At 68.3% G+C, this 15240-nt stretch carries 18 protein-coding genes and 1 tRNA gene; 13 read left to right on the forward strand and 6 right to left on the reverse strand.

Annotation, left to right across the window (positions count from 1 at the left end; all coding sequences use genetic code 11):
* The 3 genes from BJ980_RS17860 to glgX form a co-directional block, all read right to left on the reverse strand.
* Positions 1–933: an esterase/lipase family protein gene (locus BJ980_RS17860; protein WP_179503539.1), complete on the reverse strand. Its 933-nt coding sequence runs from the start codon at positions 931–933 to the stop codon at positions 1–3.
* Between the two features lie 72 nt (positions 934–1005).
* The gene (locus tag BJ980_RS19530) at positions 1006–1830 is read right to left on the reverse strand and encodes an ion channel (RefSeq protein WP_179503540.1); all 825 of its coding nucleotides are present in this window, start codon (positions 1828–1830) and stop codon (positions 1006–1008) included.
* A 2-nt stretch (positions 1831–1832) separates the two neighbouring features.
* A complete protein-coding gene (gene glgX, locus BJ980_RS17870; protein WP_179503541.1) occupies positions 1833–3998 on the reverse strand; it encodes a glycogen debranching protein GlgX in 2166 nt (721 codons plus the stop codon).
* A gap of 75 nt (positions 3999–4073) precedes the next feature.
* Here glgX and BJ980_RS17875 point away from each other — a divergent pair, with 75 nt between their 5' ends.
* The 11 genes from BJ980_RS17875 to BJ980_RS17925 all read left to right on the forward strand — a co-directional run bounded on the left by BJ980_RS17875 (position 4074) and on the right by BJ980_RS17925 (position 11214).
* Positions 4074–4853, forward strand: a complete 780-nt coding sequence (locus tag BJ980_RS17875; protein WP_179503542.1) for an enoyl-CoA hydratase/isomerase family protein — start codon at positions 4074–4076, stop codon at positions 4851–4853.
* 84 nt (positions 4854–4937) lie between these two features.
* Positions 4938–5315, forward strand: coding sequence for a hypothetical protein (locus tag BJ980_RS17880; RefSeq protein WP_343047873.1), 378 nt, complete (start codon positions 4938–4940; stop codon positions 5313–5315).
* A 195-nt stretch (positions 5316–5510) separates the two neighbouring features.
* Positions 5511–6293, forward strand: a complete 783-nt coding sequence (locus BJ980_RS17885) for an electron transfer flavoprotein subunit beta/FixA family protein (RefSeq protein WP_425490343.1) — start codon at positions 5511–5513, stop codon at positions 6291–6293.
* A gap of 11 nt (positions 6294–6304) precedes the next feature.
* Entirely contained in the window at positions 6305–7246 is a 942-nt protein-coding gene (locus BJ980_RS17890) for an electron transfer flavoprotein subunit alpha/FixB family protein (RefSeq protein WP_179503544.1), read from the forward strand.
* A gap of 112 nt (positions 7247–7358) precedes the next feature.
* The gene (locus tag BJ980_RS17895) at positions 7359–8609 is read left to right on the forward strand and encodes a glutamate-5-semialdehyde dehydrogenase (protein ID WP_179503545.1); all 1251 of its coding nucleotides are present in this window, start codon (positions 7359–7361) and stop codon (positions 8607–8609) included.
* Between the two features lie 49 nt (positions 8610–8658).
* On the forward strand, positions 8659–8808 hold the full coding sequence (locus BJ980_RS17900; RefSeq protein ID WP_179503546.1) for a hypothetical protein: 150 nt from the start codon (positions 8659–8661) through the stop codon (positions 8806–8808).
* Between the two features lie 2 nt (positions 8809–8810).
* Positions 8811–9422, forward strand: a complete 612-nt coding sequence (nadD, locus tag BJ980_RS17905) for a nicotinate-nucleotide adenylyltransferase (protein WP_179503547.1) — start codon at positions 8811–8813, stop codon at positions 9420–9422.
* Positions 9419–9796, forward strand: coding sequence for a ribosome silencing factor (gene rsfS / locus BJ980_RS17910; RefSeq protein ID WP_179503548.1), 378 nt, complete (start codon positions 9419–9421; stop codon positions 9794–9796). Before nadD ends, rsfS begins: the two co-directional genes overlap by 4 nt.
* Complete coding sequence (locus BJ980_RS17915; protein ID WP_179503549.1) at positions 9793–10401, forward strand: histidine phosphatase family protein; 609 nt, start codon at positions 9793–9795, stop codon at positions 10399–10401. The genes rsfS and BJ980_RS17915 overlap by 4 nt, the downstream gene beginning before the upstream one ends.
* A 108-nt stretch (positions 10402–10509) precedes the next feature.
* Positions 10510–10582: transfer RNA gene (locus BJ980_RS17920), tRNA-Ala, on the forward strand.
* A 113-nt stretch (positions 10583–10695) separates the two neighbouring features.
* The gene (locus BJ980_RS17925) at positions 10696–11214 is read left to right on the forward strand and encodes a universal stress protein (RefSeq protein ID WP_179503550.1); all 519 of its coding nucleotides are present in this window, start codon (positions 10696–10698) and stop codon (positions 11212–11214) included.
* A 15-nt stretch (positions 11215–11229) separates the two neighbouring features.
* Here the strand turns inward: BJ980_RS17925 and BJ980_RS17930 are convergent, their stop codons facing one another.
* Positions 11230–11700 carry a hypothetical protein gene (locus tag BJ980_RS17930; RefSeq protein ID WP_179503551.1) on the reverse strand — a complete coding sequence of 157 codons (471 nt, stop codon included), beginning with the start codon at positions 11698–11700 and terminating at the stop codon, positions 11230–11232.
* Positions 11701–11832: 132 nt separating this feature from the next.
* On the opposite strand from BJ980_RS17930, the gene BJ980_RS17935 reads away from it, so the two are divergent.
* Positions 11833–12828, forward strand: coding sequence for a sensor histidine kinase (locus tag BJ980_RS17935; protein WP_179503552.1), 996 nt, complete (start codon positions 11833–11835; stop codon positions 12826–12828).
* On the forward strand, positions 12825–13487 hold the full coding sequence (locus tag BJ980_RS17940) for a response regulator (protein WP_179503553.1): 663 nt from the start codon (positions 12825–12827) through the stop codon (positions 13485–13487). The genes BJ980_RS17935 and BJ980_RS17940 overlap by 4 nt, the downstream gene beginning before the upstream one ends.
* Before the next feature lie 16 nt (positions 13488–13503).
* Here BJ980_RS17940 and BJ980_RS17945 read toward each other — a convergent pair whose 3' ends face one another.
* Complete coding sequence (locus tag BJ980_RS17945) at positions 13504–14265, reverse strand: SDR family NAD(P)-dependent oxidoreductase (RefSeq protein ID WP_179503554.1); 762 nt, start codon at positions 14263–14265, stop codon at positions 13504–13506.
* Between the two features lie 17 nt (positions 14266–14282).
* Positions 14283–14933 (reverse strand): hypothetical protein, encoded by a 651-nt coding sequence (locus BJ980_RS17950; RefSeq protein ID WP_179503555.1) that lies wholly within the window; start codon positions 14931–14933, stop codon positions 14283–14285.
* Positions 14934–15240 lie beyond the last annotated feature (307 nt).

A 15240-nucleotide genomic window follows, 5' to 3' on the forward strand; every position in this document is an offset into this window, starting at 1 on the left:
TCAGCTGCCGATCGCCGGCAGGTGCAGCGTGCACCGGACCTTGCGCGGGTGTGCCGGGTCCAGGGTGTTCAGGACCAGGTCGGCCGCCGTGCGCGAGGAGACGATCGAGAGGTGGTCGGAGAGGTCGAGACCGCACTTCTTCTGCAGGGTGATGTTGGTCATCCCCTCCTCGATGCCACTCGTGTAGGGGACCACCACCTCGTCCATGGTGGTGACGATGTTGGTGTAGCGCACGCCCTTGGTGGCCACACCACCCTCACGCACCGTGCGCAGGAACTCCGAGGGCGCCGTCATCTGCAGGCAGGCCTTGCAGACCGGGCTGCCGTCCACGGCGTCATAGCCGAAGGCCGCGGCCAGGTCGGGCAGTCCGCCGTTGGTGTAGGTGCCGTGCCACAGCGGGGCGAGACCGATGTAGTTGTCGACGTGCTTCGCGCCACCGAGGAAGCGCACGTAGTACTGCGGCATCAGGGTGCCCTGGGAGTGGCCGACGAGGTCGACCTTCTTCGCGCCGGTCGCCTCGAGCACCTTGGCCACATAGGCCTTGAGCTCGGCCGCGCTGTCCTCGATCCGGTCCTGACCACCCAGGATCGCTCCGGGCGAGATCTTCATCCCGTAGTTCAGGGCGAAGACGCAGTAGCCCTCGTTCTTCAGCAGCGGGCCATAGGTCTGCCAGTTGGTCGCCCGGTTGCCGAAGGTGCCGTGCACGAGGACCACGGGCTTCGGGTGGGCCGCGGTCGGCTTGCAGGTCCAGTCGTTGGTGCCGGGGGCGTTCGCGCCCGGCAGGCCACCGGCGATCACCGTCGGGATGAAGGTGTACGGGACCGGCAGCTTCTCGGCCGCGCTGGCGCCGCCGGTGCCGGCGATCGCGACCAGAGTGGCCAGGCAGAGCGAGAGCGCGAGGGCCACGGGCAGTGAGCGGTGAGCGTGGCGCATGCGGGCGGGCCTCCGGTGTGGTCTCGGTGAGCGAGTGTGCTCATCGTGGCCAACGAGAGGCAGGGTTGTTCGTTACGACGTGGGCGGGCCCGGGGACGGAGGGCTGGGAGGCGTCGAGGTCATCGTCGGCTCACCACCCTCGGGCGGGCTGGTCGTCACCTGGTCCTCGACGGTCTCGGCTGCCGGCGGCTCCCAGGTGCTCGCCTCCACGGTGGCCGTCTCCGACTTGTGGACCACCCGTGCGGCGCGGGCACTCAGCAGGGCCATGATCCGAGCCACGACCAGGGCCAGGTAGAGCATGCCGGCGATCTGCTCGAGCATCACGAACGACCGGGCATGCGGCTCGACCGGGACGATGTCGGAGAGCCCGGTGCTGGTCAGGGTGGTCACGGAGAGGAAGAGCAGGTCGGTCCAGCTCCGTGCCTCCTCGGAGTCGACCGCGGCCATGAAGGATCCGGGCCAGACCACCTGGGTGGCGACGTAGACGTAGGCGAACCCCCAGGCCACCACGGTGAACGTGGCGCCGGTGGCCCACACCTCGTCGCTGGTGACCACGTTGTCGGAGAACATGTATCGGATCAGCGCGTAGGCGATGTAGAAGTAGAACAGGGCGTGGAAGACCGCCGACCACAGCTCGACGGTGTCGTGGGGCCAGATCGCCTCCACCATGGTCAGCACGACCACCGGGATCCCGATCAGCATCGCGACCCAGCTCAGCGCCGGAGTCATCCGCACCGCCATCACTGCGACGACGAGGACGACCAGCGCGAAGGTGCTGAACACCGCGCGACCGACGGGCTGCGATCCGAGGAAGGGATAGACCACGATCCCGATGATCTGGACGGCGAGGAGGATCGCCGACGGGTTGCGTCGAGCACTGCTCAGCCAGCTGGTCACGCTCAGTCCTCCATCATCACGAGCACCGACCTGCCGGCGATCTGCAGAGCCTCGCCGGCCTTGGCCGACTCTCCGACCGGGTGGTCGGGATCAGTCGAGAGTGCGATCGACCCACTCTGCACCCAGGCGTTCTCGGGCAGCGCCACGGTGACCGGCTCCGGACTCGCATTGAGCCAGATCATGAAGGAGTTGTCGACCTGCTGCTCGCCACGGGGACCGGGGGAGCGCAGGGGAGCGCCCGAGACGAACATGCCGATCACGGCCAGGGACTCGTCGAACCAGTCGTCACCGGTCATCTCCCGGCCCGAGGGATGCAACCAGGCCAGGTCCTTGGGGCCGTCCTGGATGGCGGGGCGCCCCTCGAACCAGTGCCGCTGGCGCAGCGCCGGATGCTCGCGGCGCAACCGAAGCGCCGCCTTGGTGACCTCGTAGACGTCGAGCCACGCGTTGTCGGCGCTCCAGTCGATCCACGAGGTCTCGTTGTCGTGCAGGTAGGCGTTGTTGTTGCCGCCCTGGGTGCGACCCCGCTCGTCGCCGGCGGTCAACATCGGGGTGCCGGTGGAGAAGCAGAGCGTCGCCATCAGGTTGGCGGCCTGGCGTCGGCGCAGGGCCACGATCTCGGCGTCGTCGGTCTCGCCCTCGGCGCCGTGGTTCCAGGAGCGGTTGTTGTCGGTGCCGTCCCGGTTCTCCTCGCCGTTGGCCTCGTTGTGCTTGTGGTCGTAGGAGACCAGGTCGCGCAGCGTGAAGCCGTCGTGCGCGGTGATGAAGTTGACCGTGGAGTACGGCGAGCGTCCGTCGTCGGCGTAGAGGTCCGAGGACCCGGCGAGCCGGGTGGCGACCGTCCGGATCCCGTCGGACGCGCCGCGCCAGAAGTCGCGGATGGTGTCGCGGTACTGGTCGTTCCACTCCACCCACGGCGGCGGGAACTCGCCGACGCGGTAGCCCTCCATCGAGGCGTCCCAGGGCTCGGCGATCAGCTTCACGTGGCGCAGCACCGGGTCCTGGCCGATCGCTGCCAGCAGGTGGCAGTCCATGTTGACCTCGAGGTCCACCCGGGTCAGGGCCGAGGCCAGGTCGAAGCGGAACCCGTCCACGTGCATCTCGGTGACCCAGTAGCGCAACGAGTCGAGGATCATCCGCAGGACGTGGGGGTTCGAGGCGTTCACGGTGTTGCCGCACCCGGTGACGTCCCAGTAGGTGTCGTCGAAGCCGGGCCGGCCGGTCTCGGGGTCCGGCTCGCCGGGCACCCGGTGGTAGGTGCCTCGGTCGTCGAGACCGCGGAAGGAGAGGCTCGGTCCGCGGGCGCCACCCTCCGCGGTGTGGTTGTAGACGACGTCGAGGATCACCTCGATCCCGGCCTCGTGGAACGCCTTGACCATCGACTTGAACTCGGTCACCTGCTGGCCCCGGTCACCCGTCGCGGCATAGCCGTTGTGGGGTGCGAAGAAACCGATCGAGTTGTAGCCCCAGTAGTTGACCCGACCGGCCTCCATCAGTGACGGCTCGGGCACTGACTGGTGGATCGGCAGGAGCTCGACCGCGGTGATGCCGAGGTCGCTCAGGTAGTCGATGACTGCGGGGGTGGCCAGGCCGGCGTACGTCCCGCGCAGTTCCTCGGGCACCCGGTCGTGCAGTGCGGTCATCCCCTTGACGTGCATCTCGTAGATGACGGTGTCGCGCCACCGCCGGTGGATCGGGGCGTCGCCCTCCCAGTCGAAGTCGTCGTGCACGACGACGCTGCGGGGGACGTGTGGCGCCGAGTCCTCGTCGTTGAGCTGTGCCGGGTCCTCCAGCACGTGGGCATAGATCGCCGGGACGTGGTCCACGGTGCCGCTGATGGCCCGGGCGAACGGGTCCAGCAGCAGCTTGGCCGGGTTGAACCGCATCCCTTCCTCGGGCAGCCACGGACCGTCGACGCGGAAGCCGTACGGCGTACCCACGGCCACCCCGGGGATCGCCCCGTGCCAGATGCCCAGCGCCTGCTCGGTCAGGCGGTGTCGGTGCTCGCCGCCGTGCTCGTCGAAGAGGCAGACGGTGACCCCGTCCGCGTCGGGTGCGTGCACGGCGAAGTTCGTGGCCTCCTCGCCCCAGGTCGCGCCAAGTGGATAGTTGCGACCCGGCCAGACGGGGGACCGCTGTCCGGGGTGGTGCCAGATTCCGGGAGTCACCCGGCTCATTGTCCACGACGACGCCGACTAGGCTCCGCAGTGTCACCCTCATCACGACAGGAGCTGCAACAGATCATGGGAGAGTTCGTCAACCTCGAGGTGTCCGACGGCGTCGGCACGATCCGGCTCGACCGACCGAAGATGAACGCGTTGAACAAGCAGGTCCAGGAGGAGATCCGGGCCGCTGCCCTCGAAGCCACCGAGCGAGCAGACGTCAAGGCTGTCGTGATCTATGGCGGCGAGCGGGTCTTCGCCGCGGGTGCGGACATCAAGGAGATGGCCGACATGTCCTACACCGACATGGTCGATCGCTCCGCCGGCCTGCAGTCCGCGTTCACCTCCGTGGCCCAGATCCCCAAGCCCGTCGTGGCAGCGGTCACCGGCTATGCGCTCGGCGGTGGTTGCGAGCTGGCCCTGTGCGCCGACATCCGGATCGCGGCGGACAACGCCACCCTCGGCCAGCCGGAGATCCTGCTCGGGATCATTCCCGGAGCCGGCGGCACGCAGCGACTCACCCGTCTGGTCGGCCCGAGCAAGGCCAAGGACATCATCCTCACCGGTCGCTTCGTGAAGGCCGACGAGGCGCTCGCGATCGGCCTGGTGGACAAGCTGGTTCCCGCCGCCGAGGTCTACACCGCTGCCGTGGAGTGGGCATCGCAGTTCAGCAACGCCGCCTCCTATGCCGTCCGCGCCGCCAAGGAGGCCGTCGACCGCGGCCTCGAGGTCGACCTGGCCACCGGTCTCGAGATCGAGCGGATCCAGTTCGCGTCGTTGTTCGCGACCGAGGACCGCACCATCGGGATGGCCTCCTTCATGGAGAACGGCCCGGGCAAGGCAAGCTTCCGGGGCGCCTGAGCCCCAGCATGGCGCACGGCGCCGCAACCGCAGTCACCGTGCGTATATCGTGCGAGCGACACACCGACGACGGAAGGACCGGCCGTGGCCGACGAGAAGGACACCAAGGACGAGCCCGCCGCCCGCAAGGGTGCCGCCAAGACGCCCGGGCGCGAGATGGACGTGGACATGATCCGCACTCGCATCGCCCAGGTGCTGTGGTTCTTGTGCGCGCTCTTCGCGCTGGTCCTGGCCGTCGGTGCGCTCACCTATGCGTTGAAGGCCAACACCGACAACGGCCTGGTCGAGTTCGTGCGTGACGCAGCGAACGCGCTCGACCTGGGCATCTTCAGCATGGACAACGGCATCAAGCAGTTCGAGGGGGACAGCGCCGAGACCAAGAACGCGCTGTTCAACTGGGGTCTGGGCGCCGTCTTCTGGCTGATCGTCGGTCGCCTGGCGGACAAGTTCATCCGTCCGTGATGTGACTGGCGGCGCTCGCGCGACGCCAGTCATGCTGTGATTGATTCCACGCAGTTCCCCGGTTCCTCCGGGCCGTACCACCTAGTAGCCTCACCCCGAATCCTCAGGGATCGAGCAGGTCGCGTTGCGACCGCGCCAAATCGACTGCACAGGAGGGGCCTCACCGGCCACACCACCATGAACATTGTTGTCCTCGTGAAGCACGTCCCCGACGCCACCGCCGACCGGCGGTTCGAGTCGGACAACACCGTTGACCGCGTTGGCGTCGACGGTCTCCTCTCGGAACTCGACGAGTACGCCGTGGAGCAGGCTCTCCAGATCAAGGAGAAGTCCGAGGGTGACGTCACCGTCACCGCACTCTCCATCGGTCCGGAGCAGGCTGTCGACGCAGTCCGCAAGGCCCTCCAGATGGGTGCCGACCAGGGCGTCCTGGTCACCGACGACGCGATCGCCGGATCCGACGCCGTGGCCACCTCCCTGGTCCTGGCCAAGGCGATCGAGAAGATCGGCCAGGACAACGGCTCGGCCGACCTGGTCGTCACCGGCATGGCCTCGACCGACGCCGGCACCAGCCTCGTCCCGGCCATGCTGGCCGAGCGCCTGGGCCTGCCGCAGGTCACCTTCGCCTCGGTCGTCGAGACCCAGGGCGACCAGATCCGTGCCAAGCGTGACGGCGACGCCGCCACCGAGGTGATCGGTGCCACCCTGCCGGTGCTGCTCTCGGTCACCGACCAGACCGGCGAGGCCCGCTACCCGTCCTTCAAGGGCATCATGGCGGCCAAGAAGAAGCCGCTGGAGACCTACTCGCTCAGCGACATCGGCGTTGACGCCGGTCAGGTCGGCCTCGAGGCCGCATGGTCCGCGGTCGAGGAGACCACGGCCCGCCCGCCGCGCACCGCTGGCGAGATCGTCACCGACGAGGACGGCTCGGGCGCCAAGGCGCTGGCCGAGTTCCTCGCCGCCAAGAAGTTCATCTGAGGAGCCTGAACATGTCTGAAGTTCTCGTACTCGTCGACCACGTCGACGGCGCTGTCCGCAAGACCACCAACGAGCTCCTCACCCTGGCCCGTCGCCTGGGCGAGCCGTCGGCCGTCTTCATCGGCTCGGGCGAGGCCCCGGCCGAGGCACTCAAGAAGTTCGGTGCCGAGAAGGTCTACTCCGTGGATGACGCGGAGATCAAGGGCTACCTGGTCGCGCCCAAGGCCGAGGTGCTGGCCCAGCTCGCCGAGAAGACGTCGCCCGCCGCGATCCTGATCCCGTCCTCCGCCGAGGGCAAGGAGATCGCCGGTCGTCTCGCGATCAAGATCGAGTCCGGTGTGATCACCGACGCCGTCGACATCGCCGACGGTGGCGTGACCACCCAGTCGGTCTTCGCCGGTTCCTACACGGTCCAGGCGAAGGTCACCAAGGGCACCCCGATCATCACGGTGAAGCCGAACTCGGCTGCTCCCGAAGAGGTCGCCGGCGCCGGTGCGGTCGAGGCCTTCGCGCCGACCATCTCCGATGCAGCCAAGACTGCGCAGATCGTCGCCGCGCAGCCGCGTCAGTCCACCGGTCGTCCCGAGCTCACCGAGGCCGCCATCGTGGTCTCCGGTGGTCGTGGCACCGGCGGCAACTTCGAGCCGGTCGAGAACCTCGCCGACGCGCTCGGTGCCGCTGTCGGCGCCTCGCGTGCCGCCGTGGACTCCGGCTGGAAGCCGCACACCTTCCAGGTCGGCCAGACCGGCAAGACCGTCTCGCCGCAGCTCTACGTGGCCAACGGCATCTCCGGTGCGATCCAGCACCGCGCCGGCATGCAGACCTCGAAGACGATCGTGGCCGTCAACAAGGACGAAGAGGCCCCGATCTTCGAGCTCGTCGACTTCGGTGTCGTGGGTGACCTGCACTCGGTCCTCCCGGTGCTCACCGAGGAGATCAACAAGCGCAAGTGACCTGATCACTGCCTGCTGCGGCCTCTCCCACCTCGGTGGGGGAGGCCGCAGTGCATTTCGTGGGGGTGAGACGGCGGCGGGGCAGCCCCGCGATCCGACCTAGGCTGGGCCGGTGAGCATCGAGCAGGAAGTCAACGACACCGCACGCCGGGCACGCGCCGCGAGCCACGACCTGGCCACGGCCACCCGCGCAGTCAAGGACACCGCACTCCTGGCGATGGCCGATGCCCTGGTGGCCCGGGCGCAGGAGATCATCAGCGCCAACGCCGAGGACATCGCCCGCGCCGAGCGCAACCAGACCCCGCCCAACATCATCGACCGCCTGCGCCTCGACGAGGCTCGCATCGCCGACATGGCCGCCGGCCTGCGTGAGGTCGCCGGCCTGGCCGACCCGGTCGGCGAGGTGGTCCGTGGCGGCAACCTGGCCAATGGCCTCGAGCTGCGCCAGGTCCGCGTCCCGTTCGGCGTGGTCGGCATCATCTATGAGGCCCGCCCCAACGTGACGGCCGATGCCTCCGGCATCTGCCTGAAGTCGGGCAACGCGGCCCTGCTCAAGGGCTCCAACAGCGCACTGTCGAGCAACACCGCGATCGTCGGCGTACTGCGTGCCGCCATCGAGTCGAACGGACTCCCGGCCGACGCCGTCCAGCTCGTGCCCGGCGAGGGCCATGACGGCGCCAAGGTACTGATGCGGGCACGTGGTCTGGTCGACGTCCTGATCCCACGTGGGGGCGCGGGCCTGATCCGCAGCGTGGTCGAGGAGTCCACGGTGCCGGTGATCGAGACGGGGGTGGGCAACTGCCACGTCTATGTCGACGCGGGAGCCGACCTGGACAAGGCCGCGGCCATCGTCATCAACTCCAAGACCCACCGCACCAGCGTCTGCAACTCGGCCGAGTCGCTCCTGGTCCACGAGGACATCGCCGACGAGTTCCTCCCGCGGATCATCGAGGAGCTCCACGACAAGGGCGTCACCATCCACGGCGACGCCCGCTTCTGCGAGTACGACCACGTCCTCGCCGCCACGGACGAGGACTGGTCGCAGGAGTTCCTCTCGCTCGACATCTCCGCCGCCGTGGTCTCCGACATCGAGGCCGCGATCGGTCACATCCGCGAACACAGCAGCCAGCACACCGACGCGATCGTGAGCGAGGACCAGGCCGCCGTACGCCGCTTCGTCGCCGCGGTCGACTCGGCCGCAGTCATGGTCAACGCCTCCACGCGCTTCACCGACGGGGGAGAGTTCGGCTTCGGTGCCGAGATCGGGATCAGCACCCAAAAGCTCCACGCGCGCGGTCCGATGGGTCTGGTCGAGATGACCAGCACCAAGTATGTCGTCACCGGCGACGGTCACGTGCGTTGAGCGCCGGGCCGATGGGCCCCGGAGCGCCTCGTGCGGATAGGATTCGGCCATGTTCTTGAATGCAATCGTCGTCGCCGCCTCCGAGACCTCCGGTGAGGCCGCAGTCAACCCGTGGGTCGTCGGCGGAATCGCGCTCGGCATCCTCCTCTTCGCACTCCTGGTCGTCGTGGCCATCGGTGGCGGGCGCGAGCACAGCTGATCATGGCTGAGCGGCGCCGTGTGGGAGTGATGGGCGGCACCTTCGATCCCATCCACCACGGCCACCTGGTCGCCGCGAGCGAGGTGCAGGCCTGGTTCGACCTGGACGAGGTCATCTTCGTCCCCACGGGTGATCCGTGGCAGAAGTCGGATCGGGAGGTGTCCCCGGCCGAGCACCGTTATCTGATGACGGTGATCGCGACCGCGGCCAATCCCCGGTTCACGGTGTCCCGGGTCGACATCGACCGTGACGGTCCGACGTACACCATCGACACGCTGCGCGACCTCGGCGAGCAGCTGCCCGACGCCGATCTCTACTTCATCACCGGCGCCGACGCACTCGCCAACATCTTCACCTGGCGCAACGTCGAAGAGCTCTTCAAGCTGGCCAACTTCGTCGGCTGCACCCGCCCCGGCTATGAGATGGAGGCGAAGATGCTCGCCGACATCCCCACCGAACGGGTCACCATCGTCGAGATCCCCGCGCTGGCGATCTCGTCCACCGACTGCAGGAAGCGCACGAAGCGCGGCGAGCCCGTCTGGTACCTCGTGCCCGACGGGGTCGTGCAATACATCGCAAAGCATCAACTCTATCCGTCTGGAGCTTCATCGTGACCGCAACCGACCGGGCCATCGAGCTCGTCCACGCCGCTGCCCGCGCGGCCTCGGACAAGCTGGCCCAGCAGATCATCGCGTTCGACGTGTCCGAACAGCTCGCCATCACTGACGCGTTCGTCCTCGCCTCCGCCCCCAACGACCGTCAGGTGAAGTCGATCGTCGACGAGGTCGAGGACCGGCTGCGCGAGATGGGCCGCAAGCCGATCCGTCGCGAGGGCGAGCGTGACGGCCGCTGGGTGCTGATCGACTTCGGCGACATCGTCGTCCACGTGCAGCACGAGGAGGAGCGCGAGTTCTACGCGCTCGAGCGTCTCTGGAAGGACTGCCCGGCCATCGAGCTGCCGGCAGACGTCGTCTCCCACGAACGATGAACCGTCGCCTGGTCCTGCTCCGTCACGGCCAGACGTCGTGGAATGTCGCGGGTCGGCTGCAGGGACACCGCGACGTCGAGCTCGACGAGACCGGCCACGACCAGGCAGCCTCGGTGGCGCCCCGTGTGGCGATGCTGGAACCGGTCGCACTGTGGTCCTCCGACCTGTCGCGAGCGATGCAGACCGCGGCCTACCTGGCCAAGGAGTGCGAGCTGGAGCCGCGAGCCGACCCGCGATTCCGTGAGGCCGACCTGGGGGAGGCCGCAGGAATCCTCAAGGCCGACTATGCCCACGACAATCCCGAGCTCTTCGCGGCGCTGATGGCTGGCGACTTCGGCCGGATCGCGGGGGCCGAGGACTTCGCGGCGATCCGTGAGCGCTTCGGTGCCGGACTGCAGGACGTGCTCGCTGATCTGGGGCAGGGCCAGACTGCCGTGGTGGTGACGCACGGCAGCGCACTCAAGGCCGGGATCTGCCACGCGCTCGACTGGCCGGCAGGGGCTGCAGCGAGTCTTGCCGGGCAGGGGAACTGCCACTGGGCCGTGCTCACCGAGATCGGTGACACGGGCCGGTTCCGCCTTGCCGGATATGACGTCGGGGCCTGATTCGCTCCTCTTGCCGGTGGCTCCACGCCCGGTCCACCCCCGATTTCACATCGGGCGCGAGTTGTGGCTAAACTTCCGCACGTTGCTCAGCCGCAAGGCAAGAGCAATGGGGCTGTGGCGCAGCTGGTAGCGCACCTGCATGGCATGCAGGGGGTCAGGGGTTCGAGTCCCCTCAGCTCCACCGAAGAAAGAACTCCCGATCATGGATCGGGAGTTCTTCGCATTTGCCCCACACCGGCGACACCGGGGTGGGGCCGGCTGCATGGGGTTGCTTCCTTCGGGCAGAATGGCCCCATGGCCGATGCACAGGAGCAAGTTGTCCGCGATGTCACCCCCGACGGTGGAGTCGTGGTCGGTGACGACGGCTCCAAGGCCGCCTCCCTGGCGGTGCGCTTCGCCGTCGAGGAAGCAGCACGACGCGGCGCCACGCTGCACGTCGTACGCGCCTGGACGATCATGACCTGCGTGCGCCCCGACGACGTGCCGATGGGCATCACTCCCTCCCTGCTCGAGATGGAGGCCTCGACCCTCACCGCCGAGCGGGCCCGGGTCGAGAAGATCGTCGGCGACGCACAGGTCACCGCAGAGGTCCACGTGGCCTACTCGCCCTCGGCGCAGTCGCTGATCAAGGCCTCGGAGACCGCCGACGTGCTCGTCGTCGGCAGCCGCGGTCGCGGCGGATTCAAGACCCTCGTGCTCGGGTCGGTGGCCGACCAGTGCGTCCAGCACGCGCAGTGCCCGGTCATCGTCGTACGCAACTGGGGCAACATCGAGAAGGCGTTCACCGAGCAGGACGCGGTCACCGAAGCCTGAGTCCGGTTCATCGGGTCAGGGGTGCGACCGGTCGGTGACCAAGCGCCTCAGCTCGGGAGTCACCTCCACGTCGGAGGCCGTCACCACGGCCCGGACGATGCGCACGCCCTGGATGATCTCCTCCGGCAGGAACGGTGCCTCATCCCCGACGGAGGGCAGCGAGGCCACCGGGTGCTCGGTGATACGCCGACGGATCGCTGACTCGATGAGGTCGACGGTCTCCCCGCCGACTGACCCGACTGCTGGCCCGCTGCCTGGTCCGACAACTGGCCCGAGGACTGGCCCGTGACGGGACCCCACGCCGGCGAGCTCGACCACGACCTCCACCTCGAGTCGCGCGGTGACGCCGTCGGAGGTGTTGGCACGGGACACGGTCCACAGGCGTTGCGGTTCGTTGACCGGCACCTTGTGCCGGGTGGCGAGCAGACCGACCACGACACCGATCACGACGACGGCGGCGGCCCCGACGATCCACGGCTCGGGCATCGCGACCTCCTTCGACTCTGTGCTCGGGACCCCTCAGACGGACAGGGGTGGGATCCTCACACCATCAAGTGTGCTCGGCAGACATGCCGGATCCCATGGGTTGCCAAGCCCACTTTCTGGCACAGTGACGGCATGCTCCGGACCCACGGCTTCTCCCTGTCCTCGCGGGTGATCCTGGTCAACGGGGTGCTGTTCGCCCTGGGCACCGCACTGTTGGCGTTCTCACCCGCGAGCGTCTCGCCCGAGCCGCTGCTCTCCGAGGTGGTCGTGCTGCTGGTCGGACTGAGCGTGATGATCCTGGCCAACTCCCTGCTGGTGCGCAGCATGCTCCGACCGTTGGAACAGCTCTCGCACGACCTGGACCGGGCTCGCTCGACCGAGCCCATCGCCAAGGTTCCGGTGGCCAGGGCGGGGATCGCCCGCCAGCTGGCAACGGCCGTGAACGACCTGCTCGCCCGGATCGAGATCGGGCGCAAGGAGAGCCAGCTGGCCGCGCTCGCTGCGCAGGAAGCCGAGCGGGCCCGGATCGCGCAGGAGCTGCACGACAGCGTGGGACAGAGCCTCACGGTCGTGCTGCTCGAGCTGAAGGCGGTCGCAGGCCGGGTCGACGCCGATGCGCAGCTCTCGCTCGAAGGCACGCGTGAGACCGTGCGGGCCAGCCTCGACGAGGTCCGCACGGTGGCCCGCCAGCTCCGACCGCACGTCCTCGAGGACCTGGGACTGCGCAGCGCGCTGGCCTCACTGACGACCAAGCTGTTCTCGGAGCGGACCCATGTCGAGCGGGGGATCGCGCCGGGGCTGCCCGAGCTCGACGACCATGTCGAGCTGGTGATCTTCCGGGTCGCGCAGGAGGCGTTGACCAACGTGGCGCGCCATGCCCACGCCTCGACCGTCGACCTCAGGCTCAGCAAGGTAGGGAACTCCGTGGTCCTCCTCGTGGAGGACGACGGCCTCGGCATCGCGCCCGGGGTCCGGGGGACCGGCATCCGCGGGATGGAGGAACGGGCCGCGCTGGTCGACGCGACACTTGAGGTCACTCGTCGCGAGGGCAGGGGAACCCGGGTCCGGCTGGCGGTCCCGATCGGCGACACGACTGAGCGGGCCGATGGGGCCGGGGAGGTGCGATGAGCACGGAGCGAGCCGCTGCGCGCATCCTGCTGGCCGACGACCATGCACTCGTACGCCGCGGCGTACGGATGATCCTCGAGCAGGAGCCCGACCTGGTCGTGGTGGCCGAGGCTGGCGACGGTGCCGAGGCCGTGCAGCTGCTGCGCACCACCGAGGTGGACCTGGTCATCCTCGACGTCGCCATGCCGCGGATGACCGGGCTGCAGGCTGCTCGAGAGATCGCCCGACGCAGGGAGCCGCCACGGATGCTGATGCTCTCGATGCACGACAACGAGCAGTACTTCTTCGAGTCCCTGCGCGTCGGTGCCAGCGGCTACGTGTTGAAGTCAGTTGCCGACCGTGACCTGGTGGACGCCTGTCGCGCGGCCCTGAGAGGCGACTCGTTCCTCTATCCCGGGGCCGAGTCGACGCTGGTGCGTGACTACCTCGAGCGCTTGCGACGTGGGGAGAAGCTGCCCAGTGCGGTGCTGACCCCACGCGAGGACGAGGTGGTCAAGCTGATCGCCGAGGGCTACCTGACCCGTGAGATCGCGGGAGAGCTGGGGATCAGCCCGAAGACCGTCGAGCGGCACCGGGAGAACGTGCTCGCCAAGCTGGGCATGCGCGATCGCACCGAGCTGACCCGCTACGCCGTACGTGTCGGGCTGATCGAGCCCTGAGGCACGCGCCCGCGGATCAGGCGATCGTCATACCACCGTCGACGGGGAGCACCTGGCCGGTGATGTAGCCCGCCGCGGGGGAGGCGAGGAAGACCGCCGTGGCGGCCAGCTCGCGAGGATCACCCTTGCGTCCCGAGGGGATGCGTGTCTGCTGTGCCTCGAGGTAGCCCGGAGGGTATTGGTCGGTCATCTCGCTGGTGAAGAAGCCCGGCGCGATCGAGTTGACCCTGATGCCCTTGCGACCCGTCCACTGCTGGGCGAGGTCACGGGTCAGGCCGTTGAGACCGGCCTTGCTCGCGGCGTACGCCGCCTGGGGGAGCCCGGCAGTGGTGAGGCCCAGGACCGAGCTGATGTTGATGATCGAGCTGCCCTGCCCCATCACCCGACCGCAGGCCTGCGCCATCCAGTAGCAACCGTTGAGGTTCACGTCGATGACCTGGGTGAACTGCTCCACCGTCTCGTGCGTCGCCGGAACGGCGGTGCCGACGCCGGCGTTGTTGACGAGGATGTCGACCCGACCGAACTCGGCCATCGCCGCGTCCACGAGGGCCTGGCACTGGGCCTGGTCGGCGACGTCGGTGGCCACGGTGAGGACTCGACGACCGCTGTCGCGGACCAGTTGCGCGGTGTCCTCGAGGCGGTCGACGCGGCGGGCGCCGAGCACGATGTCGGCGCCCGCTTCGGCGAATCCTTGGGCGAATGCGACGCCCAGCCCACTCGAAGCACCGGTGACGACGGCAACCTTGCCGTCCAGACGGAACATGTCAGTGACAGTCATGGGCGTCACTATAGGACTCAGCGCCAGGTCAGCGGCTTGCCGTCGAACTGGTCGTAGTCGGTGTCGCTGTCGCTGTACATCGCACCGTCCACCTTGGCGCCGGTGCTGACGATCTGGGTGGTGCAGCTCTCGACGGTGTCACCGGGCTTGGCGTCGGACTCGAAGTTCTCGTCCTCGCACGGCGTGAAGGTGCCGAAGTTGATCAGCGGGCTGGCGCCGCGGTCGCCACTGAGGCCGTCGATGTCGGTGGCGGGGTCATAACCGCCCGCCTCACCCGAGACCAGCTCGCCGGTGACCTTGACGTAGAACGGCGCCAGCGTGTTGATGTCCTGCTTGAGCTTCAGGTCCGCGAGGTCGGCGCTCTTGCCCTCGACGATCTCGGTGACGGTCAGCTTCACGGTGATCTCGGTCTTGGCATACATCGTGGTGACCACGGCGGTGTCGCCGATCTTGAGTTCGGTGCCGGCGGGGGTGTTCTCTGCCGTCTCGACCGGGGCCGCGCTGGTGGCCGCCTCGGTGGGGGTGGCCTCCTCGGTCGGAGTCGTCTCGGTGGGGCTCGGCTCCTTGGTGGGCTCGTTGTCCGACGAGTCGGAGTCATCGCTGCCGCACGCCGAGAGCGAGAAGAGGACGAGGGTGGCGGCGGTGGCGATTCCGAAACGGTTCTTCATGATGCTCCCTGTGTTGATTGGCTGTGACAACCTCATGCCCCGGCATGTCCCGGAGCAAACCCGCTGACCACCTGTTGTCGGAACACGGCTCGTCGGATGGGGCCGCTGCTCTGCTGCTGGTTCTGCTGCTGGTGGGCTGACCGTTCCGCTGCGCTATCATCGGGCCATGCGGAACCTGCTCCTTCTTGACCAGCCGCGCTGATCAACCTGACCAGCGTGGCCGCCCTCCTGCCCGGAGGGTTTTTTTGTGCCCGGCGCCGTGTGTGGGTGACGGGCGAGGCGGAGCAGACGCACGTGACGACGAGGA

The sequence above is a fragment of the Nocardioides daedukensis genome (assembly GCF_013408415.1).
GTDB classification, from domain to species: Bacteria; Actinomycetota; Actinomycetes; order Propionibacteriales; family Nocardioidaceae; genus Nocardioides; species Nocardioides daedukensis.

What these genes read in the sequence shown, in the direction of transcription:
- BJ980_RS17860 (WP_179503539.1), bottom strand. Translation starts at nt 933, where the DNA reads ATGCGCCACGCTCACCGCTCACTGCCCGTGGCCCTCGCGCTCTCGCTC.
- BJ980_RS17875 (WP_179503542.1), top strand. Translation starts at nt 4,074, where the DNA reads ATGGGAGAGTTCGTCAACCTCGAGGTGTCCGACGGCGTCGGCACGATC.
- BJ980_RS17890 (WP_179503544.1), top strand. Translation starts at nt 6,305, where the DNA reads ATGTCTGAAGTTCTCGTACTCGTCGACCACGTCGACGGCGCTGTCCGC.
- BJ980_RS17900 (WP_179503546.1), top strand. Translation starts at nt 8,659, where the DNA reads ATGTTCTTGAATGCAATCGTCGTCGCCGCCTCCGAGACCTCCGGTGAG.
- nadD (WP_179503547.1), top strand. Translation starts at nt 8,811, where the DNA reads ATGGCTGAGCGGCGCCGTGTGGGAGTGATGGGCGGCACCTTCGATCCC.
- BJ980_RS17915 (WP_179503549.1), top strand. Translation starts at nt 9,793, where the DNA reads ATGAACCGTCGCCTGGTCCTGCTCCGTCACGGCCAGACGTCGTGGAAT.
- BJ980_RS17925 (WP_179503550.1), top strand. Translation starts at nt 10,696, where the DNA reads ATGGCCGATGCACAGGAGCAAGTTGTCCGCGATGTCACCCCCGACGGT.
- BJ980_RS17930 (WP_179503551.1), bottom strand. Translation starts at nt 11,700, where the DNA reads ATGCCCGAGCCGTGGATCGTCGGGGCCGCCGCCGTCGTCGTGATCGGT.
- BJ980_RS17935 (WP_179503552.1), top strand. Translation starts at nt 11,833, where the DNA reads ATGCTCCGGACCCACGGCTTCTCCCTGTCCTCGCGGGTGATCCTGGTC.
- BJ980_RS17940 (WP_179503553.1), top strand. Translation starts at nt 12,825, where the DNA reads ATGAGCACGGAGCGAGCCGCTGCGCGCATCCTGCTGGCCGACGACCAT.
- BJ980_RS17945 (WP_179503554.1), bottom strand. Translation starts at nt 14,265, where the DNA reads ATGACTGTCACTGACATGTTCCGTCTGGACGGCAAGGTTGCCGTCGTC.
- BJ980_RS17950 (WP_179503555.1), bottom strand. Translation starts at nt 14,933, where the DNA reads ATGAAGAACCGTTTCGGAATCGCCACCGCCGCCACCCTCGTCCTCTTC.